Source organism: Winogradskyella psychrotolerans (assembly GCF_018860565.1).
GTDB classification, from domain to species: domain Bacteria; phylum Bacteroidota; class Bacteroidia; order Flavobacteriales; family Flavobacteriaceae; genus Winogradskyella; species Winogradskyella damuponensis.
Genome location: NZ_JAHKPS010000029.1, coordinates 265,279 through 287,215, shown reverse-complemented (window position 1 = coordinate 287,215; position 21,937 = coordinate 265,279). Strand labels below are relative to the sequence as shown.

Sequence of the window (21,937 nt, the reverse complement as noted above, 5' to 3'; positions counted from 1 at the left end):
CCAAATTAATTGTTCTTCTCCTCTTCCTTTGGTTCATGATCTTTTCTAACCTCTTCATCTCTATATTTACAACATGGATGTATTGAGTTATATTCTTCTTCAGTAGCTTTAATTTCTTTAGTATCATGACCTACTGAAGCAACCTTTTTAGAAATCGTTTTTAAATCTGTTTTGCGCTCATCAAAAATCAGTTTTAACTCATGTGTATCTACACTCCAAACGGCAGATTTCACACCTTTGGTTCTAATTGCTGCTTTTTCTATGCGTTCTTTACACATACCACAAACACCATCAACTTCAATGCTTGCTTTTTTGTTTTTGTCTTGTGCAAAAGCTATGGTTGTTACTAATAATGTAAACATTAAAATTACTTTTTTCATCTTAATTTGTTTTTAGTTATTCCTGCAAAAAGCAGAAACTTATTTGTTTTAATTTAATTTCTATTTATGGATTCTTGCTTTTACAAGAACTAATTATTTTATACGAAATCGCAATCCGGCGTAGTACATGCTACCGTAAATTGGGCCATATACAAAATTACTATCAAAATTTGAACCAAACGGATTATCGGCACTAACTACGGGATTATCTTGACGTACATTAGTCACGTTTTCTCCACCTAAATATACTTCAAATTTTGGAGAAAACACTTTTGTAACTTGCAGATTTAAAGTTCCAACTGTTGGTGTTTCATCTGCTAACTGAAACTGTAATGCACTTAAATCCGTACTCGGAAAACGCTGACCGCTTAACCAATTGTATGTCGCATCAAATTTCCATTGTCCATTATTCTTTATTTCTGTTTCGTACGATGCATTAGCAAACAAACGGTGTTTTGGCACTAATGGCTTTTCTAATTTACCAGAGATATAATCTGTTTGTATATCATAATACTTATAAGCCATTCTAACATCAAAATGTTCAAAAGCATTATAGTTAAATTCAAATTGAAAACTATTTGCATAGCTATCTCCTTCTAAATTATAAAAATTGACTTCATAAGGATTCTCCCAATCTACAACGACTTGATTTTGAAAATCGGTTCTATAAAAATCGAAAGTTACATCGGCTTTTCTATCAAATAAGTTGAAACCTTGCAAATAACTAATACCATAATTCCAAGCAATTTCCGGATCTAATCCGTAAATTTTCCCTTCTGAATTTAAAATATTAATCTGTCTTGAACTTGAAAATATATTTTGGTTTTCTGCAAAAATATTAGCACTTCGTTTTCCTCTTCCTATAGATGCACGCAATGCTGATTTCTCCCAAGGTGTATATCGCACATGCAAACGCGGTGTCACAAAAAAACCAAGTCTATTATGTTGGTCTACACGCATTCCTGCTGTTAATGATAATTTATCTAAGTTATCAAAAGCATATTCAAAAAAACCACCCACAGAATTCTCTGTTCGTTTATAGGTTGTATTATTTAGAAGCGCGTTATTATGATTGTTTACAAGCTCATTATAATGATCGTAAGTAAAACTTACTCCTGTTTTAATTTTGTGTCTGGAGTCTGAAATAATAGAATTATAAACCAAGTTAGAATAAAAACTATTATGTTTAATATCATACTGGTTTAACCCAAAATAGGAATCTTGTTGATGGTGACTAAATGCTGTTTGAAATCCGAGACTTTGATACGGAATTTCTGGGTTTACATAGCCTAATTTTGTAGTAATCTCAAAGCGTTCAGTATCAATCTCACTTCCCCAATAATTAGTTGTACCCTTATCACGTTGCGGGTCAAAGTCTACTTGTCCTGCTTGCTTTTCGTCATTAAGATATCTCAGATTAATAAAGCTAACCACGCCTTTTTCTGGATTGGTGTATTGCCAACGGTTCATAACGTTAATCTGATTGTACATTGGCATATCTAAAAAGCCATCGTCATTAACATCATGCTTTTCCTGATGTGTATTTCCATGCACATACAAACCTGTACTCCACTTATCTGAAACTTTAGTATTTATATGCGTATTTAGTTCTAAACGCTCACTTGAAGCTCCATAAAGGTTTACAAATAATTTATCATCAGTTGTAGGTTTTACCATTTCGGCATTAATTTGACCAGCAATACTTTCAAACCCATTAACCACACTACCTGTACCTTTAGTTATCTGAATACTTTCTACCCAAGTACCTGGAATAAAACTTAAACCATAAGCTTGAGATGCGCCTCTTATAGCAGGAATATTTTCTGTTGCAATTAAAATATAAGGTGAGTTTAAACCCAACATTTTAATTTGTTTTGAACCTGAAATAGCATCGGCAAAATTCACATCTATTGAGGGATTGGTTTCAAAGCTTTCTGCTAAGTTACAACAGGCTGCTTTTAACAATTCTGCACTTGTAACTGTAAAGGTATTTGCTGCTTGTAAATAGGATTTTCGAGTGGCTTGTTTACGAGATGTAATTTCTACAGCATCTAACTCGTCACTCGCTTGAAGTATATGTCTTATATACTTATTTTCACTTATGGTTATAGTGTCAGATTTAAAGCCAACATAACTAACAACCAATTTATTATAAGAGAATTTATAAGGTAACGTGAACGTACCATCTTCATTTGTAATTGCTCCAACTGATGAGCTTAACCAATACACATTGGCGCCTGGTAATGGCATTTCTTTTCCGCTGCTTGTTTCTAAAACAACTCCTTTTAATTGCTCTTGCGCAGAAAGCATAAGTGACAAGAACATAAATTTTATAAATAAATATTTTTTCATTTGTTTGAATTTCGGGTATAACAATAGCACACAATTATGTGCTTCCTTTTTAACGAAGGGCTATAACGGAATCAAATGAGGTAGACTTCATCTAAGAGATGAATGTCTTTAACTAATGTTGGCGGTAAGTAATTACTATGAGGAATGACCAAGTTGGGCAAACCTTCGAAAAGATTGATGTAAGAATAGCTGTAAGCAAATAATACTTGCTGTTTAATTACATCAAAATCTTCAAATGAATTGAACGTTAAATCAGAAAGGCCTTCAATGACGTCAATTTCATTTTTACAACAGCTTTTTTTAACCATATCTGTTGCTTCCATTTTAGAAATGTCCATTCCACATTTTTCACTTTCAGAAAAAATGGCAACGTCGACTAAAACATCACCACAAAAGTGTTTATCAATAGTTAATGATAATGTAGAAAACAAAACCAATACTGATAACGCTATAGAAAAGGCTTTATGTGTGTATGAAAATTTCACAATGCAAAGCTACAAAATTATTGAATTGATAAAGTAAAATTATAAAACTATTAACGATTTAGCTTATAGTAATAAAAGGCTGGAAAGAGTAAAATTAAAAGTATTGGCTGTATTAAAAACCTCCTAATATTAAAAAAGAGATAATAATCTTCTTGTTTAGGATTTACTACAAAATACAAAAACGGAATAAGCAATAATACATAAGCTACAAAATAGATTAACGCAGAAAACTTAATAATACTCCTGTCTTTAAATATAAGATATAAAATCCCTAAAGAAATGAGTGTATTTAACACAAACCGAAACGTTGTATTTAAAACCAATTTTGCAATTTCTCGTCTTGGACTATCTATATACAAATAGTCATTTTTAAAAAAGGTTAGATACGGATCGTAAAATAGTACGTTTTCATAAGCCCTTATTAAGACTAACAACATTAGTAGTATTCCAATTAAAAAATAAGTAACAATTTTATGCATTGGTCTTTATATGTTTAGAAAATCTGTTTACCCAAACCATCCAAAGCAAAAAAACAGTGCCGTAAATTAACATAGGAAAAATAACAGTGTGTAAAATTTCTCTTCGCCAAGGATAATGATAAAGACCTATTGAAAGGATTACAATTCTAATTAAATTAAAAGCATAAATAATAATACTTCCTGCAAAGCAATAAATAAGTGTGGTTTTAAATTTACCTGCAAAAGCTACTATAAAAGACAAAAACAAAATGATAATACTAACAGCATTGCAACCTTCTATTACACGCGCTACATATGTTCCGTTAATGATGATTTTTACTGACGACTCATTTGGGTGAGGCATAATATTAGACTCATAACCTAAGCCATTTAACAGCGCATTTGTTTGCTCAGCTACTAAATGAGTTAAATAATCTGGGTAAAACTTTGAACCATCAGATACATTTAAATATAAATTATAGCCAACAGTCAAAACCCCATAAACAGCTAAAAACGTGATTATAAAGCGTATAACAAGTTTATATTTCACTAAAAGTGTCCTCAAATGTTAAGTATATTAGTTTGATGTTAAATTTATGAAAACAGTAATTCAAAATAGCGCATTTTAAATACTTTTGGCAAAAGTTTTTCACAGCTATGAATTTACAAGACTTAAAACCTAAAATAAAATCAATTGTTACACAAGACGATTGCACTATTGACCAACGTTTACTTAAAATTTGCGAAACTCTTGAAGCAAATATAAGTTATTATAACTGGGTTGGTTTCTACTTTAAAAATGGAGATAAAGACGAATTAAAACTAGGACCTTATGTTGGTGCTCCTACTGACCATACTATTATTCCATTTGGAAAAGGTATCTGCGGACAAGTCGCTATTAGCAATCAGAATTTTGTGGTACCAGATGTAACAGCTCAAGATAATTACATTGCCTGTAGCATAACCGTAAAGGCTGAAATAGTTATTCCTATTTTTATAAATGGAGAAAATATTGGACAAATAGATATTGACTCTAATACTCCAGACCCTTTTACAGAAGCCGATGAACGGTTTTTAGAATTTGTTTGTAAAGAGGTGGCTTCTTTATTAAAATAAAAACTAAATTCTACATTCCTGTACGTATAGCTTCCACTGGATCTAACCTTGATGCTGTTAGTGCAGGAACCACTCCTGAAATTAAACCAATTATTGAAGATATAAAAAATCCAAGAGCCATATTCTGAGGAGAAAGTACAAATTCAAAATCTTCAGCGTAATAACTTCCAATTAGAGTTCCTATCCATACTAAAAAAAGACCTACTAACCCACCTACTACAGCCAAAATCACAGCTTCAAATAAAAACTGAAACAATATAAATTTGTTCTTAGCTCCTAACGATTTCTGTATTCCAATAAGATTGGTACGTTCTTTAACACTCACAAACATAATATTTGCAATACCAAAACCGCCAACTAAAAGCGAAAACCCACTAATTACCCAACCTATTAAATTTAAACTGCCTATAATAGTATCAATAACATCTTGCAGTCCAGAAATAACACTAATAAAAAAGGTATCTATTTCATCTGGCTTTAAACCTCTTTTATTTCGCATCAACTGAACAACTTCTGCTTTTAAACCTTCGATATCTGCATCTTTTTTAGGCTTAATTACAACAATATACTTCATAAACGGATTATTATCTCCGTATCGATTTCTCACATAATTCGTTGGAAGAAATATTGAAACATCATTACTGTCTCCAAACAGACCCGAGCCTTCTTTTTTAACGACTCCAATAACCGTAAATTTCTGACCATAAAGACGTACTTTTTTACCAATTGGTTCGAGTTCACCAAAAAGTGATTTTGCAATTTCAGATCCGATAACCACAACTGGTCGTCCAGAATTAGATTCAGACTCACTAAAAAAACGTCCTTTTTCAAATTCCATAACCTGAATATCAATAAATTCATGAGATACAACAACAGTATTCACACTACTTACCAATTCCGATTCGTATCTAATATTTTCGCGTTTTACAAAGAGTTGCAAAGCCACATGTTCTGCATCAGCTACAGAAGATTTTATGCTTTTGTATTCATTATAAGATACCTCATCAAAAGTTTCTCTTTGCCAACGCGGTACATCTGTTGGACCAAAAGGCATATTAGCCAAATACATGGTATTACTATCTAAAGAACTTAATTGACCTTGAATAGTTTTATCTAAAGAATCAACCGCTGCCAAAACAGCGATGATAGAAAAAATACCAACCGTAACACCTAAAAGTGACAAAAATGTTCTGAGTTTATTTGTGCGAAGCGCATTTAGCGCAAATGAAAAACTCTCTTTTAGTAAACGTAAATAGACCAGCATGCAAGGGTTGTTTTATAAAAAATTTAAGTGATTTTTAGCATTTTAACCAAAGCTAAAAAAGGACAATAAATTCAATATTTTAAAGATAGGACGTTTTCAACAATTTATTGTTACAAAAAACTTAAAGAAACTACATTTTGCATCAAGCTTTTATTTGTGAATATACGTATTTTTGCCGCATCTAAAACACAACACAACATTATGAACAACAAAACCATTTCATCGGCACTAATTTCTGTATTTAGTAAAGATGGATTAGAACCAATCGTTAAAAAACTAAACGACTTAAACGTAACCATTTACTCTACAGGAGGCACAGAAAAATTCATTAAAGATTTAGGAATTGACGTTGTACCAGTAGAAGATGTAACATCTTACCCTTCAATTCTTGGCGGACGTGTAAAAACTTTACATCCTAAAGTTTTTGGAGGTATTTTAAATCGCCAAAACCACGACGGAGATGTTGCCGAATTAAAAGAATTTGATATTCCACAAATCGACGTTGTCATCGTAGATTTATATCCTTTCGAAAAAACAGTTGCTTCTGGAGCAAGCAATCAAGATATTATTGAAAAAATTGATATTGGAGGTATTTCTTTAATTAGAGCTGCTGCTAAAAATTACGCTGATGTTACTTGCGTGTCTTCAGTAGACGATTATGCAGAGTTTTTAGACTTATTAGAAACTAAAAATGGAGAAACATCTGAGGAAGACAGAAAACAATTTGCTGCAAAAGCATTTAATGTGTCTTCTCATTATGACTCAGCTATTTTTAATTACTTCAACCAAAATCATGAAATTCCATCTTTAAAAATTTCAGAAAATAAAGGTAAAGTTTTACGATATGGCGAGAATCCACACCAAAAAGGGTTTTTCTTTGGCGATTTTGATGAAATTTTCACAAAACTACATGGTAAAGAATTAAGCTATAACAATCTTTTAGATGTTGATGCAGCTGTAAATTTAATGTTAGAATTTAAAAACGATGCACCAACCTTTGCCGTTTTAAAACACAATAATGCTTGCGGTTTAGCACAACGCGACACCTTACACCAAGCTTATTTAGATGCCTTAGCTGGTGATCCTGTTTCTGCTTTTGGCGGTGTATTAATTAGTAATACTGAAATTGATATTGCTACTGCTGAAGAAATTCACAAATTATTTTGCGAAGTTGTCATTGCACCATCGTTTTCTGATGAAGCTTTAGAAATTCTAAAAGGTAAGAAAAACAGAATCCTTTTAATCTTGAAAGATATAGAGATGCCACAAACCAATGTAAGAAGTTGTTTAAATGGTATCTTAGTTCAAGATAGAAATAATATAACAGATACACTTGAAGGTTTAAAACCAGTTACAAAAACAACAGCGACTTCAAATGAATTAGACGATTTAATATTTGCTTCAAAAATTTGTAAGCACACTAAATCTAACACAATTGTTTTGGCCAAAAACAAACAACTATGCGCTAGTGGCACAGGACAAACAAGTCGTGTTGACGCCTTAAACCAAGCCATTCACAAAGCACAATCTTTTAATTTTGATTTAAAAGGAGCCGTAATGGCAAGTGATGCCTTTTTCCCATTCCCAGATTGCGTAGAAATTGCAAACAATGCTGGTATTACCGCTGTAATTCAACCAGGTGGTTCTATAAAAGACCAATTAAGTATTGACTATTGTAATGAAAACAATGTTGCTATGGTAATGACAGGTACACGTCATTTTAAACATTAAAAAACGTCATATAGAGAACCCAAAATAGAGATACAAACCATCTTAATTTTGGGTTCTTTTTTTTTATCAAAGCCCTCTTCTAATTTGTTTTATTGGTAAAGTAAAAGAAAAAATAAAAAAAGTTTAGCAATAAACATCTTTAAACATATAAATAACGTATATTTTACTACTTTTACAGATAGTCTTAAGAATAAGATACAAATAACCCAAATAATTAAGAATAGCACATGGGATTTTTTGATTTCCTAACGGAAGAAATAGCCATAGATTTAGGAACCGCAAATACATTGATAATCCACAATGACAAAGTTGTTGTTGACAATCCATCTATAGTAGCAAGAGACCGCATAAGCGGAAAAATAATAGCAGTTGGTAAGGAAGCCAACATGATGCAAGGAAAAACGCATGAAAATATCAAAACAATTCGTCCATTGAAAGATGGTGTAATTGCCGATTTTGATGCTTCAGAACAAATGATAAGTTTGTTTATTAAAAATATTCCTGCATTAAAGAAAAAGTTTTTTAACCCAGCATTACGTATGGTAGTTTGTATTCCTTCTGGTATTACCGAAGTAGAAATGCGAGCTGTAAAAGAGTCATGTGAGCGTGTTAATGGAAAAGAAGTTTATTTAATACATGAACCAATGGCTGCTGCCATTGGTATTGGTGTAGATATTATGCAACCTAAAGGAAATATGATTGTTGATATAGGTGGAGGTACCACTGAAATCGCAGTTATTGCTCTTGGCGGTATTGTTTGTGATAAATCTGTAAAAGTTGCAGGTGATGTATTTACAAACGACATTATTTATTACATGAGAACGCAACATAACTTATATGTTGGAGATAGAACGGCCGAAAAAATTAAAATTCAAATTGGCGCAGCTACTGAAGATTTAGAGTTGCCACCAGAAGATATGAGTGTACAAGGTCGTGATTTGTTAACAGGGAAACCGAAACAAGTTCAGATTTCATTTCGTGAAATTGCAAAAGCTTTAGATAAATCTATTTTACGTATTGAAGACTCTGTCATGGAAACCTTATCTCAAACACCTCCAGAATTAGCTGCAGATATTTACAATACTGGAATTTATTTAGCAGGTGGAGGATCTATGTTAAGAGGTCTCGATAAACGTTTGTCCCAAAAAACAGATTTACCCGTTTATATTGCAGAAGACCCTTTAAGAGCAGTAGTAAGAGGTACAGGTATTGTGCTTAAAAACTTACCTAAATACAAAAGCGTATTGATTAAATAAAAAGTAAATAATGCAGCAAATTTTAAATTTTGTTATAAGAAACAAAACCTTTCTGTTGTTTTTATTACTTTTTAGTATTGCCTTAGCTTTAACCATTCAATCGCATTCTTATCATAGGAGTAAATTCATAAACTCAGCCAATGGATTAACAGGAGGAGTTTATAGCACCATCAATTCTGTTGACAAATATTTCAACTTAAAAACTGAAAATGATATTCTTTCGGAAGAAAACAAACGCTTAAGAGAACAACTATTTAATAGAAATACAACAACCGACTCTTCATTTATTGACACAACATATTCTAAATCAATATACAGAGTCACTATTGCAGATGTGTATAAGAACAGTTATTCCTCTACCAATAATTACCTCACATTAAACAAAGGAAGAAATGATAGTATTAAAGAAGATTTTGGCGTAATTACCTCTAAAGGAATCATTGGTATTATTGATAATACATCAAATAATTACTCAAGAGCTTTATCTATTCTAAACACAAGAAGTAGAATTAATGCGAAGTTAAAATCTACAAACCATATTGGTTCTTTAACATGGAATGGAGAATCTCCTATCTATGCTCAACTAGAAGATGTTTCTCAATTTGCACCTGTAAAAATTGGAGATACAATTCAAACAGGTGGACAATCTTCAATCTTCCCAAAAGGTATTGGTATTGGTACCATTTCTAGTTTTGAAAGTGATATTAGTGGCGACACCTACACAATACAAGTAAAATTGTTTAACGACATGACCAATATTGGCACCGTTTATATTTTAGAAAACTTAGACCGTAACGAAATCTTAAATTTAGAAAATAGTAGTGATGAATAATGTTACAGGCATAAATATCGCTAGGTTTATTTTACTATTATTAGCTCAGGTTGTGATATGTAATCAAATTAACTTTTTGGGATATATTAACCCATATATCTATATTATTTTCATTTTCCTATTTCCAATAAGGGAAGAACGTCTTGTTCTTTTACTAGTGAGTTTTTTACTAGGTATGTTTGTAGACATGTTTTCAGATTCTGGTGGAGTACATGCAGCTGCTGCTGTAAGTTTAGCCTATGTAAGACCTATACTTTTAAAAAGTGCGTTTGGTATGTTATACGAACACCAAAGTATAAAGTTTAGCAACACAGACATGGGCAGCTTAATATCCTATATTTCATTAGGTACTCTAATTCATCATTTAATATTGTTCTCATTAGAAATTTTTAACATTTCCAATATACTTTTAATCTTACAAAAAACGTTATTTTCTAGTATTTTCACTATAATACTAAGCGTATTGATTATAATTTTATTTAGCCGAAACAAAAAATGAGAAAATTATTATTACTAACCACTGTAATTCTTGTTGGTCTTGTTTTTATTGCGCGCTTGTTTTACCTTCAAGTTTACAATAGTTCTGCTTACAATATTTTTGAAGACACTGCCATTAGAAAAGAATACAATTACCCTAAACGTGGTTATGTCTATGACAGAAACGGAAAACTTTTAGTTGCCAATCAACCTTCTTACGATGTAATGGTGATTCCTAGAGAAGTTAAGCCTTTAGACTCATTAGAACTAAATGAATTCTGCGAATTATTAAAAATAACACGAGAAGAATACGATAAAAAGCTAAAAAGGGCCACTAATTACTCGCCAAGATTATCTTCACCTTTTGTACAACAACTGTCAAAGAAAGATTACGCTGTACTTCAAGAAAAAATGCGAAAATTTGAAGGCTTTTATATTCAAAAACGATCACTCCGTTCATATCAAACCAATATTGGTGCTAATGTATTAGGCGATCTAGGTGAAGTAAATCGTCAAACCATAAAAAATCAACCTTATTACGTTTTGGGTGACCTTATTGGTAAGCAAGGTGTTGAAAAAACGTACGAAGAAGTACTACGAGGAGTAAAAGGTATAAAGTTTATTCAAAAAGATCGTTTTAATAAAAATATTGGTCCTTTTAAAGAAGGAGCATTAGATACTTTACCTCAACCCGGAAAGGATATTACAATAACCATAGACTCAGAACTACAAGCTTATGGCGAGTTATTAATGAAAAACAAACGTGGTGGTATAGTCGCTATAGATCCTCAAAGCGGTGAAATATTAGCTATGGTTACAGGTCCAAGTTACAATCCTAATTTGCTTGTAGGAAGAGAACGTAATAAAAATTTTAGTCGATTATTTAGAGATACGATTAACATGCCCACTTTTGATAGGGGGTTACAGGCTCAATATGCTCCTGGTTCGCCGTTTAAAGTAATCAATGCTCTTATAGGGCTACAAGAAGGTGTGGTTTCCGTTAATGAAACATTTCCTTGTCGAATGGGTTACTATTATGGTAATCGACGTTTAACAGGTTGCCACCATCACAAAAGCCCAGTTTCTATGAACTCTGGTATTGCACAATCTTGTAATGCTTATTTTGTGAATGTATATCGTCGTATCGTAGATAAATATGATGACGCTGGAGATGGGATGAATATTTGGGCAAAACACGCAAAGAGTTTTGGGCTAGGTAACTTTTTAAATAACGATTTATCCGTAGGCCAACCTGGTCGAATTCCTGATGGAGATTATTATGACAAGGCATATGGTGATAATCGTTGGGGTTCAACCTATATCGTTTCTAACGCCATTGGTCAGGGAGAAGTTGAAGCCACGCCAATTCAGTTGGCTAATATGGCTGCAGCTATTGGTAATCGTGGATATTACTACACTCCACATATTATAAAAGACATTGAAGGCGACACCATAGATATTAAATATAGAACTCCAAAATACACCACTATTGATAAAGAACATTTTGAGCCTATAGTACAAGGGATGTTTGATGTTTATAACGAGGGTACAGCAAAACACATAAGAGTTCCTGGTATTGATATTTGTGGAAAAACAGGTACTGCTGAAAACTTCATAAAAATAGATGGAGTCAAAACACAACTTACCGACCACTCTATTTTTGTCGCGTTTGCACCTAAAGACAATCCAAAGATTGCGATTGCTGTTTTTGTTGAAAACGGATATTGGGGAGGTCGTTTTGCCGGACGAATGGCAAGTTTAATGATAGAAAAATATATTAAAGGTCATATTACACGAACCGACTTGGAAAAATGGATTTTAACCCATAGTTTAGAAAATGAATATAAAAAACCATATTCTGGAGAACCATTTAAAATAAATGGAGAGACCACCCTCCAAGTCATCGACAACTATGCTATTGAAAATCCAAATCAAAGCAACGTAAAATTATAATAACGCATGCTGAGAGAAAACCAAAGACGTTTTAAATTTGATTGGATTACGATTATCCTATTTTTATTATTACTAGGTTTTGGGTATCTTAATATTTTATCTGCATCTCATGAAGGAGAAATTACAAGTTATTTTGACACGAGTCAACTTTACGGTAAACACCTCGTTTTTATTGGCTTAACATTCCTTCTTATTGTTTTAATTCTTTCATTTGAAGCCAAATTCTATGAACAGTTTGCCAGCCTCATATATCTGGTCGCCATATTAGCTCTAATAGGTTTGTTTATTTTTGGTAAAGACGTTAATGGTGCACGTTCTTGGTATGGTATTGGCAGCATGACCATACAACCTAGTGAATTTGCTAAATTCGCCACTGCGCTCGCTGTTGCTAAGTATATTAGTGACCTGCAAACAAATATGCAGACCTTAAAAGATCAATTAAGGGTTACGGCCATTATTTTTATTCCAGCATTACTAATTTTACTTCAAAATGATGCTGGTAGTACTATCGTTTATTTAGCTTTTTTCTTTGTTTTTTATCGTGAAGGCCTACAACAAGTCTATTTAATTATCGCTTTATCTCTAATACTACTTGCTGTTTTATCCCTAAAGTTTGGCATTTTAATAACTGCAATTGTAACCATATTGGTTATTGCTAGCATTTACTTTTTTAGCAAGAAAAAACGCGGTTCTATATTGCAATATATTGTTGCACTTCTGGTCTGTATTAGTTTTTCTTATGGAGTAAAACTGTTCTATCAGCATGGATTAAAAGTTCACCAACAAAATAGAATTAGTCTTTGGTTACGATTAGAAAAAGATCCAGCGAAATTAGAACGCATGAAAAAAGCCGAAGCCTATAATCTTATTCAATCTGAACAAGCGATAAGTTCAGGTGGCATTTCAGGTAAAGGCTTCTTACAAGGCACCAGAACTACAGGCAAATTTGTACCAGAACAACATACCGATTATATTTTTAGTACTGTAGGTGAAGAATGGGGCTTTTTAGGAACAAGTTTTGTTGTCCTCATATTTGTACTCCTTATTATTAGAATTTTGTATTTAGCTGAAGGCCAAAAATCACAATTCAGCCGTGTGTATGGCTATGGTGTTGCTTCTATTCTATTTGTACATTTCACCATTAATATAGGTATGGTAATGGGCTTAATACCAACCGTTGGTATTCCCCTACCCTTTTTTAGTTATGGAGGTTCAGGACTTTGGGGCTTTACTATTTTACTGTTTATTTTTATAAAGTTAGATAGTAATAAAATTAATGAGTGGTAAATAAAAAAAGACCGCTTTATCAGCAGTCTTTTTTTTACAATATCTTAAGTGATAAGCTCTATTTTAAACTCGCTAAACTCGCTTTTATCGTTTCTATCTTAGCTAAAGCATCTGCTTCTTTCTTTTTCTCAGAAGCTACCACCTGTTCTGGCGCTCCAGCAACAAATCGCTCATTAGATAATTTCTTTTGAACAGATTTAAGGAAGCCTTCTGTATAGTTTAATTCTTCGGTTAACTTTTTAATTTCAGCTTCAACATCAATACTTCCTTCCATAGGAATAAAGTACTCATTAGATTTTACTCTGTATGTTAATGCTCCTTCAACAGCTTCTGTTACATATTCAAAGCTTTCAAGGTTTCCTAATTTTGAGATTACTTCATCAAACGTAGGTTTTACATTTTCATTATTAACGACAGAAAAACCAATAGCATCTTTAAACGCAATATTCTTTTGCTTTCTGATGTTTCTTAATCCAGAAATCACTTCAGATGCAAATTCAAATTCAGAAATCAAAGCTTCATTAATTGGCTTTGCTTCTGGCCACTTTGAAATGATTAAAGCTTCTTCTGGTGAACGTTCTTTAATATAATGCCAGATATCCTCAGTTAAAAACGGCATAAATGGATGAACTATTTTTAAGTTATCTTCAAAAATAGACATCACTTTTTCATAGGTCGTTCTATCTATTGGTTGCTGATATGCTGGTTTTACCATCTCTAACATCCATCCACAAAAATCATCATAAATCAATTTATAAATAGACATTAAAGCATCACTTAATCTGTATTTACTAAAGTGATCTTCTATCTCTACTAATACAGATTGAAATTTAGCTTCATACCATTCTAAAGCTATTTTACTAGAGTTAGGTTGTGCTATATCTGCAACTTCCCATAGATTGGTTAATTGAAATGCATTCCATATTTTATTTCCAAAACCTTTTCCTTGCTGACATAAGGTTTCATCAAACATTAAATCGTTTCCTGCTGCAGAACTTAACAGTAATCCTACTCTAACTCCATCGGCAGTGTATTCTTCAATAAGTTTTAAAGCATCAGGTGAATTTCCTAAAGACTTCGACATTTTACGTCGTTGTTTATCTCTAACTAATCCAGTTAAATAAACATTCTCAAAAGGTTTTTCATCTTTATATTCATAACCAGCAATAATCATCCGGGCTACCCAGAAAAATAGAATATCTGGCCCAGTTACCAAATCATTTGTTGGGTAATAATATTTTATTTCTTCGTTTTCAGGATTTCTAATCCCATCAAACACACTCATTGGCCAAAGCCAAGAACTAAACCAAGTATCTAAAGCATCTGTATCTTGTGTTAAATCTGAAGCTTGAAGTGCAGCGTTTGAAGTTTTTACTCTCGCTAGCTCTACGGCTTCTTCTATAGATTCTGCAACCACAAAATCCTCTTTTCCATCTCCATAGAAATAGGCAGGAATTTGTTGTCCCCAAAGTAATTGACGCGAAATGTTCCAATCGCGAATATTCTCCATCCAATGGCGATAGGTGTTTTCAAATTTCTTTGGAAACAATTTCACTTCTCCTGTTTTTAAAACGGCATCAATAGCAGGTTGTGCTAAATCTTCCATCTTTAAAAACCATTGATCACTCAACCTTGGCTCTATAACCGCTTTTGTACGTTCTGATGTTCCTACTTTATTGATGTGGTTTTCAGTTTTCACTAAAACACCAGCCTCTTCCAATTCTTTTGTAATGGCTTTTCTAACAACAAAACGATCTTGACCTTCGTAATGCATCCCAAAGCTATTTAAACTAGCGTCGGCATTAAAAATATCGATAACTTCTAATTGATGCTTATCTCCTAATACTTTATCATTTTCATCATGAGCAGGAGTTACTTTTAAACATCCTGTACCAAATTCAACATCCACATACTCATCTTCTATAATAGGAATAACACGTCCACAAATAGGAACAATCGCTTTCTTACCTTTTAAATGTGTAAAACGCTCATCATTTGGGTTAATACAAATAGCCGTATCACCAAAAATCGTTTCTGGTCGTGTGGTTGCGATGGTTAATTTTTCATCACTACCTTCAACTTTATATTCTAAATAATAAAGTAATCCCTGTTTTTCAACATGAATGACTTCTTCATCAGACAAGGTTGTTTTTGCTTCCGGATCCCAATTTACCATGCGATACCCTCTATAAATAAGACCTTTATTATATAAGTCAACAAAGACCTTAATTACAGCTTCCGACATATCGTCATCCATAGTAAATTTTGTACGATCCCAATCACAAGAACATCCAAGTTTCTTCAGTTGGTCTAAAATAACACCTCCATATTCTTCGGTCCATTCCCAAGCATGTACTAAAAACTCTTCTCTAGTTAAATCATTTTTATCTATACCTTGCTCTTTAAGTTTAGCTACAACTTTAGCTTCAGTGGCTATTGAGGCATGATCTGTACCAGGTACCCAACAGGCATTTTTACCCAATAAACGTGCACGACGAATTAAGACATCTTGAATGGTATTATTCAACATATGTCCCATGTGTAACACTCCTGTTACATTAGGCGGAGGAATAACTATGGTATAAGGCTCTCTTTCATCTGGTTTAGAATGAAAGTAATTGTGTTGCATCCAGTAATCGTACCATTTATTTTCTACTGACGACGCATTATATTTAGAAGGAATTTCCATGTTTGGTATTGTTTTTGTAATATAACAGACAAAAGTACTTATAATTCCTTTTTCGAAAAATTATTAGTGTAATAATATGGCATTAGAAACCATAATTTCTGTTAAATGAAATGTATTACGTCTAATAAATTTTGCTAGGAATTAAAAAGTAACTAGCTTTGACTAATCAATTTTAAAATTAAAATGATGAAAAATTTAATAGCAATTTTATTTGTAGGACTAATGAGCTTTGGTTCTTTCGCTCAAGAAAAGGTAGCAAAAATCGAATTTAAATCGACTGTAATCGATTATGGTACCATTGAAAAAGGAGCTGATGGAGTAAGAGTTTTTGAATTCACAAATACAGGTAACGCACCTTTGGTAATTTCTAATGTGAAATCTACTTGCGGTTGTACAGTACCTAAAAAACCTAAAGGACCTATTATGCCAGGTGAAACGGGCGAAATAGAAGTAAAATACGACACTAAAAGAGTTAATCCAATTAGAAAAACTATAACTGTTTTTTCTAATGCTGAAACTCCAACAGTAGCCTTAAAAATTAAAGGTTTAGTTGTTGATTCTAACAAAACTAGCGTATTAGAAAAGAAAAGCAAGAGTATGATTGAGCAATAAGCGCCAATCATAATAAAATTTACAATGAGCTCTCAAATTGAGAGCTCATTTTTTTTATGTTTTTTTTACATATTAACACTAATATTTTTCAGAACTTAGCAATTTAAAACCAATATCAAAATGCCAACAATTTCGAATAAAGGCATCAACATGCCAGAATCGCCAATTAGAAAATTGGTACCATATGCAGAAGCTGCTCATAAACAAGGAAAAACTGTCTATTATCTTAACATAGGTCAGCCAGATATAAAAACACCTACAATAGCATTAGATGCTGTAAAAACGCATTCATTAGATATTTTAGCTTATTCGCGTTCTGAAGGTTCTGAAAACTATAGAATGAAAATTGCTGAATACTACAAAAGAAATGATATACACGTTAGTCATAACGACATTATCGTTACCACAGGAGGAAGTGAAGCACTTTTATTTGCTTTTGGTAGTATTATGGACGTTGATGATGAGATTATAATCCCTGAACCTTTTTATGCTAATTACAATGGTTTCTCTACAGCTTCAGGTGTTAATGTTGTCCCTGTAATTTCTAAAATTGAAAACAATTTTGCCTTACCTCCTATAGAAGAATTTGAGAAGTTAATTACACCTAAAACTAAAGCCATTTTAATTTGTAACCCAGGAAATCCAACTGGTTACTTATATTCTAAAGAAGAAATAAAACAACTTGCAACTATTGTAAAGAAGCACGATTTATTTTTAATTGCCGATGAAGTTTATAGAGAATTTGTTTACGATGGCATTGAACATTATTCTATTTTACAAGAACCTGGTTTAGAAGAGCATGCTATTATTATTGATTCTGTTTCTAAACGTTATAGTATGTGTGGTGCACGTATTGGCTACTTAGTTTCTAAAAACAAAGAATTTATAAGAACCGCTTTAAAATTTGCTCAAGCAAGGTTAAGTCCACCAACTTTAGCACAAATAGCTAGTGAAGCTGCATTAGACACACCACAAAGTTATTTTGATGATGTAAAAGAAGAATACGTAAAACGTAGAGATATACTAATTGGTGAATTAGAAAAAATAGAAGGTGTTAAAGTTGCTAAACCAAACGGAGCATTTTACTGCATTGCTGAGTTGCCTGTAAAAAACTCAGATGATTTTGCTAAATGGTTATTAGAATCTTTTGATTACAATAACAATACAGTTATGGTTGCGCCTGCTGCAGGCTTTTACTCTACACCTGGCGTTGGATTAAACCAAATTCGTATTGCTTATGTTTTAAATGAAGATAGTTTAAGAATCTCTGTCAAAATTTTAGAAGAAGCCTTAAAAGTATATAAAGACTAATGACTATCATTAACAATACTTCATTAAAACCGTTTAACACTTTTGGCATTGAAGCTAAAGCACAATCTTTTTGCAATATAAATTCTATTAAAGACCTTAGTATTGTTTTAAAAGATCACCACTATAACCCCTTATTTATTTTAGGTGGAGGCAGTAATATGTTGCTAACAAAAGACATTGAAGCCTTGGTGCTTCACATTAATTTAAAAGGTATTGAAGTTGTAAGTGAAACAGAAAACACCGTTATTGTTAAAGCAATGGCTGGCGAAAATTGGCATAATTTTGTACTCTGGTGCTTACAACACAATTACGGAGGAATTGAAAATTTGTCATTAATTCCTGGAAATATTGGTACTGCTCCAATTCAGAATATTGGTGCCTACGGAGTTGAATTAAAAGATGTTTTTGTGAGTTGTGAAGCTATGAATATAAAGGATCAGTCATTAAAAACATTCAACAAATCCGATTGTAATTTTGGATATAGAGAGTCTATATTTAAGCAAGACTTAAAAGGACAATATATTATTACCAGCGTTAATTTAGAGCTTACTAAAACAAATCATCAATTACACACAGATTATGGCGTAATTAGAAACGAATTAGAAGCTAACGGTATTAAATCCCCAACAATTCAGGACATTTCAAATGCCGTAATAGCCATTAGGCAAAGCAAATTGCCGGATCCAAAAGAAATTGGTAATAGTGGTAGTTTCTTTAAAAACCCAATAATCTCAACAGAAGATTTTATTAAATTAGAACAGAATTTCCCAGACATACCATCATACAAAATATCAGATACAGCTGTAAAAGTACCCGCTGGATGGCTTATTGAAAAAGCAGGCTTTAAAGGCAAACGTTTTAAAGATTATGGTGTACACAATAAACAAGCTTTGGTATTAGTTAATTATGGCAACGCCGCAGGGAAAGATATATTAGAGTTAGCTCAATTAATACAGAGTACAATACAACGATTATTTAATATTAGTATAGAAACAGAAGTAAATATCATATAAGACAAAAGTCCCAATTAAGAATTAAGACTTTTGAATTTAGAATAATTTAAAAAAATGCTATTAATCAACCCTTTAAGGAGGTGAAATTATTCTAATACTATATTGTGAGCACCTCTATAAGGTGTATTTAATTATATTTACGTTTATAATTTAAATTTAGATCTTTTAAAATTCAGAAAATCAATATTTTAACATTTTGAGCATAACACCTACAGAGCAAAAAATAATAGATTATCTTCAAAAAGGGGATAAACGCGCTTTAAACTTACTTTACGAAAACTATTCGAACAGTCTGTATGGTGTGATTTTAAAAATTACAATTAACGAAGAGGTCGCACAAGATGCCTTACAAGAAACCTTCGTAAAGGTTTGGAAAAACGCTTCAAAATATGATGCCTCTAAAGCAAAACTCTTTACTTGGTTATTCCGAATTGCAAGAAATACAGCCATAGATAAACTAAGAAGTTTTAATAATCGTTTTCATAAAGAAGTCCAAATTGAAACTTCAAACGTATATATTCTACCAACAACAAATTTTAATCAAGATGTCATGGACATTAAAGAACATGTTGGTAGACTAGAAGAAAAATATCAAATTGTGTTAGATGCTTTGTTTTTTCAAGGAATGACACAACAAGAAGCTAGTGACGAATTAGATATTCCACTTGGCACTATTAAATCTAGATTAAAAATAGGATTGCGTGAACTGAAGAAAGTTTATAATCCATAAATTATTTGATCATGGAAACAAAATTACACAACTTTTTAAATTCTAACCTGCTTAATAAGTATTTGGTTGGAGACACGTCTATAGAAGAATCTAAAGACGTTGAACACTTTATTTCAAATTATCCTGAAGCAGCCCAAGCTTACGAAGAACTTCAAGATAATTTAGAGATTGTAGCAAAAGCTGGCGCTGTAGAAGCACCTAATCACATACTATCAAACCTATTAGATACTATAGAAGACACTAATGATACTAAAGTGATTCACTTGGCGCAAAATAGAAGAACACCTTGGTACAGCATTGCTGCTAGTGCCGCCGCCATTTTATTCGCTGTAACATCATTTATACTGTATCAAAAAAACATACAATTAAATCAGGAAAACAATATTGTAGTTGAAGAAATTTTTGATTTACGAAGTGATATAGAAAGTAACAATTCTAAATTAGACCAATTATCTAGAGAGTTACTAAAACTAAACAATCCTGACGCTAGGAAGTATGTTATTAATGGTAACGAACGTGCTAAAAACTTAAAAACTGTAGCCTATATTAATCCGGTTGAAAAAACCTCTATGATTGATGTTATTACTCTTCCTCAATTACCAGAAGAACAACAATATCAAATTTGGGCGGAATTACAAGACCGAATGGTTAACCTAGGTATTTTAGATGAATCTGATCGCAGATTAAAACAGATTCCATATATGGAAGATGCCTTAGCACTCAGCATTAAAATTGGTACTAAAGGCAATAATGCCAACGAAAACGACACTGAAGTTGCTGAGATTTCTTTAAAAGATAAATAAGCAGAACAACTTTATATAAATTAAAAGAGGCGCAATAAAAATTGCGCCTCTTTTTGTTTTATTAAAAATAACCTACTCCTTTTCGAAAACTGTTTTGTGAATAATCCCACCAATAATAGCGCCTACTATTGGAGCTACCCAAAACAACCAAACTTGAGATAAATAAGCCCCATCAGCAAATATAGCTTGACTTAAAGATCTTGCTGGATTTACCGATGTATTTGTAATAGGAATACTAATTAAGTGAATTAAAGTTAAAGCTAAACCAATAGCAATAGGAGCAAACCCTTTTGGTGCTCTAAAATTTGTACTCCCTAAAATGACAATTAAGAAAAAAGCCGTTAGCACAACTTCTGCAATTAAAGCAGACATCATACTATAACCATCAGGTGATAACGCATCATATCCATTAGCGGCAAAACCTCCTACTCCATCAAAACCTGCTTTGCCAGAAACAATAAGATACAATACACTGGCTGCTGCTACAGCACCAACTACTTGAGCAACAATATAACCTAATAAATCTTTAGCTTCAAATTTTCCACCAGCCCAAAGTCCAATAGAAACAGCAGGATTAAAATGACCTCCCGAAATGTGTCCAACAGCGTAAGCCATAGTTAATACAGTAAGACCAAATGCTAAGGCAACACCTACAAATCCAATTCCTAGTTCAGGAAATCCAGCAGCAAAAATTGCACTACCACAACCACCAAATACAAGCCAAAATGTTCCGAAGAACTCTGCGAATAATTTTTTCATAATTCTTAAATTAATTTAGTTAGTAATAATTGTTTTATTAGTAATAAGACACAGCATCAATAAGTTAAGTCACAAAAGAATTGAGCAAAAATAAATGTAAAAGCATTATCTTTGCATTAAATTTAAGCAATTAGGTGCAGCATCCGTAGTTAAAAACTCCATTATTCACTGAAATTAAATTATGGATTGATAATCTGACCATCTAAATACAATAAAAGACAAATGAAACTATTACTAATTACATTAGGATTATTAGCTTTAGCAGTAGCAGGAATCGCTATAAAAATATGGGCAAAAAAAGACGGTAAATTTGCGGGTACTTGCGCGAGCCAAAACCCCATGCTTAACAAAAACGGGGAAGCTTGTGGTTTTTGTGGGAAAACACCAGACGAATACAAAGACTGTAACGAACCTCAACATTCTTAAGAC

21 protein-coding genes are annotated in these 21,937 nt (G+C 32.5%); 13 read left to right on the top strand and 8 right to left on the bottom strand.

Annotated elements, in window-relative coordinates; genetic code table 11:
- Positions 1–5: 5 nt before the first annotated feature.
- From KO504_RS16670 to xrtF, 5 genes are all read right to left on the bottom strand, one after another.
- On the bottom strand, positions 6–380 hold the full coding sequence (locus KO504_RS16670) for a heavy-metal-associated domain-containing protein (protein ID WP_215928771.1): 375 nt from the start codon (positions 378–380) through the stop codon (positions 6–8).
- A 93-nt stretch (positions 381–473) separates the two neighbouring features.
- Positions 474–2,732 carry a TonB-dependent receptor gene (locus KO504_RS16665; protein WP_215928770.1) on the bottom strand — a complete coding sequence of 753 codons (2,259 nt, stop codon included), beginning with the start codon at positions 2,730–2,732 and terminating at the stop codon, positions 474–476.
- A 71-nt stretch (positions 2,733–2,803) separates the two neighbouring features.
- Positions 2,804–3,217: an HYC_CC_PP family protein gene (locus tag KO504_RS16660; protein WP_215928769.1), complete on the bottom strand. Its 414-nt coding sequence runs from the start codon at positions 3,215–3,217 to the stop codon at positions 2,804–2,806.
- Between the two features lie 50 nt (positions 3,218–3,267).
- Complete coding sequence (locus KO504_RS16655) at positions 3,268–3,696, bottom strand: exosortase F system-associated membrane protein (RefSeq protein ID WP_215928768.1); 429 nt, start codon at positions 3,694–3,696, stop codon at positions 3,268–3,270.
- Positions 3,689–4,240 (bottom strand): exosortase family protein XrtF, encoded by a 552-nt coding sequence (xrtF, locus tag KO504_RS16650; RefSeq protein ID WP_215928766.1) that lies wholly within the window; start codon positions 4,238–4,240, stop codon positions 3,689–3,691. The genes KO504_RS16655 and xrtF overlap by 8 nt, the downstream gene beginning before the upstream one ends.
- A 92-nt stretch (positions 4,241–4,332) precedes the next feature.
- Here xrtF and KO504_RS16645 point away from each other — a divergent pair, with 92 nt between their 5' ends.
- Positions 4,333–4,791, top strand: coding sequence for a GAF domain-containing protein (locus tag KO504_RS16645; RefSeq protein WP_215928764.1), 459 nt, complete (start codon positions 4,333–4,335; stop codon positions 4,789–4,791).
- 10 nt (positions 4,792–4,801) lie between these two features.
- On the opposite strand, the gene KO504_RS16640 is transcribed toward KO504_RS16645, so the two are convergent.
- Positions 4,802–6,055, bottom strand: coding sequence for an ABC transporter permease (locus KO504_RS16640; protein ID WP_215928762.1), 1,254 nt, complete (start codon positions 6,053–6,055; stop codon positions 4,802–4,804).
- Positions 6,056–6,256: 201 nt separating this feature from the next.
- On the opposite strand from KO504_RS16640, the gene purH reads away from it, so the two are divergent.
- The 6 genes from purH to rodA all read left to right on the top strand — a co-directional run bounded on the left by purH (position 6,257) and on the right by rodA (position 13,591).
- Positions 6,257–7,786, top strand: a complete 1,530-nt coding sequence (gene purH / locus KO504_RS16635; protein ID WP_215928760.1) for a bifunctional phosphoribosylaminoimidazolecarboxamide formyltransferase/IMP cyclohydrolase — start codon at positions 6,257–6,259, stop codon at positions 7,784–7,786.
- Positions 7,787–8,013: 227 nt separating this feature from the next.
- A complete protein-coding gene (locus tag KO504_RS16630) occupies positions 8,014–9,042 on the top strand; it encodes a rod shape-determining protein (RefSeq protein ID WP_215928758.1) in 1,029 nt (342 codons plus the stop codon).
- Between the two features lie 10 nt (positions 9,043–9,052).
- The gene (mreC, locus tag KO504_RS16625) at positions 9,053–9,874 is read left to right on the top strand and encodes a rod shape-determining protein MreC (RefSeq protein ID WP_215928756.1); all 822 of its coding nucleotides are present in this window, start codon (positions 9,053–9,055) and stop codon (positions 9,872–9,874) included.
- A gap of 157 nt (positions 9,875–10,031) precedes the next feature.
- The gene (locus KO504_RS16620; protein WP_344712261.1) at positions 10,032–10,373 is read left to right on the top strand and encodes a hypothetical protein; all 342 of its coding nucleotides are present in this window, start codon (positions 10,032–10,034) and stop codon (positions 10,371–10,373) included.
- Entirely contained in the window at positions 10,370–12,304 is a 1,935-nt protein-coding gene (gene mrdA / locus KO504_RS16615; protein ID WP_215928753.1) for a penicillin-binding protein 2, read from the top strand. The genes KO504_RS16620 and mrdA overlap by 4 nt, the downstream gene beginning before the upstream one ends.
- A 6-nt stretch (positions 12,305–12,310) precedes the next feature.
- Entirely contained in the window at positions 12,311–13,591 is a 1,281-nt protein-coding gene (gene rodA, locus KO504_RS16610) for a rod shape-determining protein RodA (protein WP_215928752.1), read from the top strand.
- A gap of 58 nt (positions 13,592–13,649) precedes the next feature.
- Here the strand turns inward: rodA and KO504_RS16605 are convergent, their stop codons facing one another.
- A complete protein-coding gene (locus tag KO504_RS16605; RefSeq protein WP_215928751.1) occupies positions 13,650–16,280 on the bottom strand; it encodes a valine--tRNA ligase in 2,631 nt (876 codons plus the stop codon).
- A gap of 186 nt (positions 16,281–16,466) precedes the next feature.
- On the opposite strand from KO504_RS16605, the gene KO504_RS16600 reads away from it, so the two are divergent.
- The 5 genes from KO504_RS16600 to KO504_RS16580 all read left to right on the top strand — a co-directional run bounded on the left by KO504_RS16600 (position 16,467) and on the right by KO504_RS16580 (position 20,749).
- The gene (locus KO504_RS16600) at positions 16,467–16,892 is read left to right on the top strand and encodes a DUF1573 domain-containing protein (RefSeq protein WP_215928978.1); all 426 of its coding nucleotides are present in this window, start codon (positions 16,467–16,469) and stop codon (positions 16,890–16,892) included.
- A gap of 120 nt (positions 16,893–17,012) precedes the next feature.
- The gene (locus KO504_RS16595) at positions 17,013–18,203 is read left to right on the top strand and encodes a pyridoxal phosphate-dependent aminotransferase (RefSeq protein WP_215928747.1); all 1,191 of its coding nucleotides are present in this window, start codon (positions 17,013–17,015) and stop codon (positions 18,201–18,203) included.
- The gene (murB, locus tag KO504_RS16590; RefSeq protein ID WP_215928745.1) at positions 18,203–19,216 is read left to right on the top strand and encodes a UDP-N-acetylmuramate dehydrogenase; all 1,014 of its coding nucleotides are present in this window, start codon (positions 18,203–18,205) and stop codon (positions 19,214–19,216) included. Before KO504_RS16595 ends, murB begins: the two co-directional genes overlap by 1 nt.
- A 196-nt stretch (positions 19,217–19,412) precedes the next feature.
- The gene (locus KO504_RS16585; protein ID WP_215928743.1) at positions 19,413–19,946 is read left to right on the top strand and encodes an RNA polymerase sigma factor; all 534 of its coding nucleotides are present in this window, start codon (positions 19,413–19,415) and stop codon (positions 19,944–19,946) included.
- A gap of 11 nt (positions 19,947–19,957) precedes the next feature.
- Complete coding sequence (locus KO504_RS16580; RefSeq protein ID WP_215928741.1) at positions 19,958–20,749, top strand: anti-sigma factor; 792 nt, start codon at positions 19,958–19,960, stop codon at positions 20,747–20,749.
- A gap of 72 nt (positions 20,750–20,821) precedes the next feature.
- On the opposite strand, the gene aqpZ is transcribed toward KO504_RS16580, so the two are convergent.
- The gene (gene aqpZ / locus KO504_RS16575) at positions 20,822–21,508 is read right to left on the bottom strand and encodes an aquaporin Z (RefSeq protein ID WP_215928739.1); all 687 of its coding nucleotides are present in this window, start codon (positions 21,506–21,508) and stop codon (positions 20,822–20,824) included.
- A 222-nt stretch (positions 21,509–21,730) separates the two neighbouring features.
- Here aqpZ and KO504_RS16570 point away from each other — a divergent pair, with 222 nt between their 5' ends.
- Positions 21,731–21,934, top strand: a complete 204-nt coding sequence (locus KO504_RS16570) for a membrane or secreted protein (protein WP_215928737.1) — start codon at positions 21,731–21,733, stop codon at positions 21,932–21,934.
- Positions 21,935–21,937: the final 3 nt, after the last annotated feature.

Bases quoted from the DNA above. Each gene is read 5' to 3' on its own strand.
- KO504_RS16670 (WP_215928771.1), bottom strand. From the start codon at position 380: ATGAAAAAAGTAATTTTAATGTTTACATTATTAGTAACAACCATAGCT.
- KO504_RS16665 (WP_215928770.1), bottom strand. From the start codon at position 2,732: ATGAAAAAATATTTATTTATAAAATTTATGTTCTTGTCACTTATGCTT.
- KO504_RS16655 (WP_215928768.1), bottom strand. From the start codon at position 3,696: ATGCATAAAATTGTTACTTATTTTTTAATTGGAATACTACTAATGTTG.
- KO504_RS16645 (WP_215928764.1), top strand. From the start codon at position 4,333: ATGAATTTACAAGACTTAAAACCTAAAATAAAATCAATTGTTACACAA.
- KO504_RS16640 (WP_215928762.1), bottom strand. From the start codon at position 6,055: ATGCTGGTCTATTTACGTTTACTAAAAGAGAGTTTTTCATTTGCGCTA.
- purH (WP_215928760.1), top strand. From the start codon at position 6,257: ATGAACAACAAAACCATTTCATCGGCACTAATTTCTGTATTTAGTAAA.
- KO504_RS16630 (WP_215928758.1), top strand. From the start codon at position 8,014: ATGGGATTTTTTGATTTCCTAACGGAAGAAATAGCCATAGATTTAGGA.
- mreC (WP_215928756.1), top strand. From the start codon at position 9,053: ATGCAGCAAATTTTAAATTTTGTTATAAGAAACAAAACCTTTCTGTTG.
- mrdA (WP_215928753.1), top strand. From the start codon at position 10,370: ATGAGAAAATTATTATTACTAACCACTGTAATTCTTGTTGGTCTTGTT.
- rodA (WP_215928752.1), top strand. From the start codon at position 12,311: ATGCTGAGAGAAAACCAAAGACGTTTTAAATTTGATTGGATTACGATT.
- KO504_RS16605 (WP_215928751.1), bottom strand. From the start codon at position 16,280: ATGGAAATTCCTTCTAAATATAATGCGTCGTCAGTAGAAAATAAATGG.
- KO504_RS16600 (WP_215928978.1), top strand. From the start codon at position 16,467: ATGAAAAATTTAATAGCAATTTTATTTGTAGGACTAATGAGCTTTGGT.
- KO504_RS16595 (WP_215928747.1), top strand. From the start codon at position 17,013: ATGCCAACAATTTCGAATAAAGGCATCAACATGCCAGAATCGCCAATT.
- murB (WP_215928745.1), top strand. From the start codon at position 18,203: ATGACTATCATTAACAATACTTCATTAAAACCGTTTAACACTTTTGGC.
- KO504_RS16580 (WP_215928741.1), top strand. From the start codon at position 19,958: ATGGAAACAAAATTACACAACTTTTTAAATTCTAACCTGCTTAATAAG.
- aqpZ (WP_215928739.1), bottom strand. From the start codon at position 21,508: ATGAAAAAATTATTCGCAGAGTTCTTCGGAACATTTTGGCTTGTATTT.
- KO504_RS16570 (WP_215928737.1), top strand. From the start codon at position 21,731: ATGAAACTATTACTAATTACATTAGGATTATTAGCTTTAGCAGTAGCA.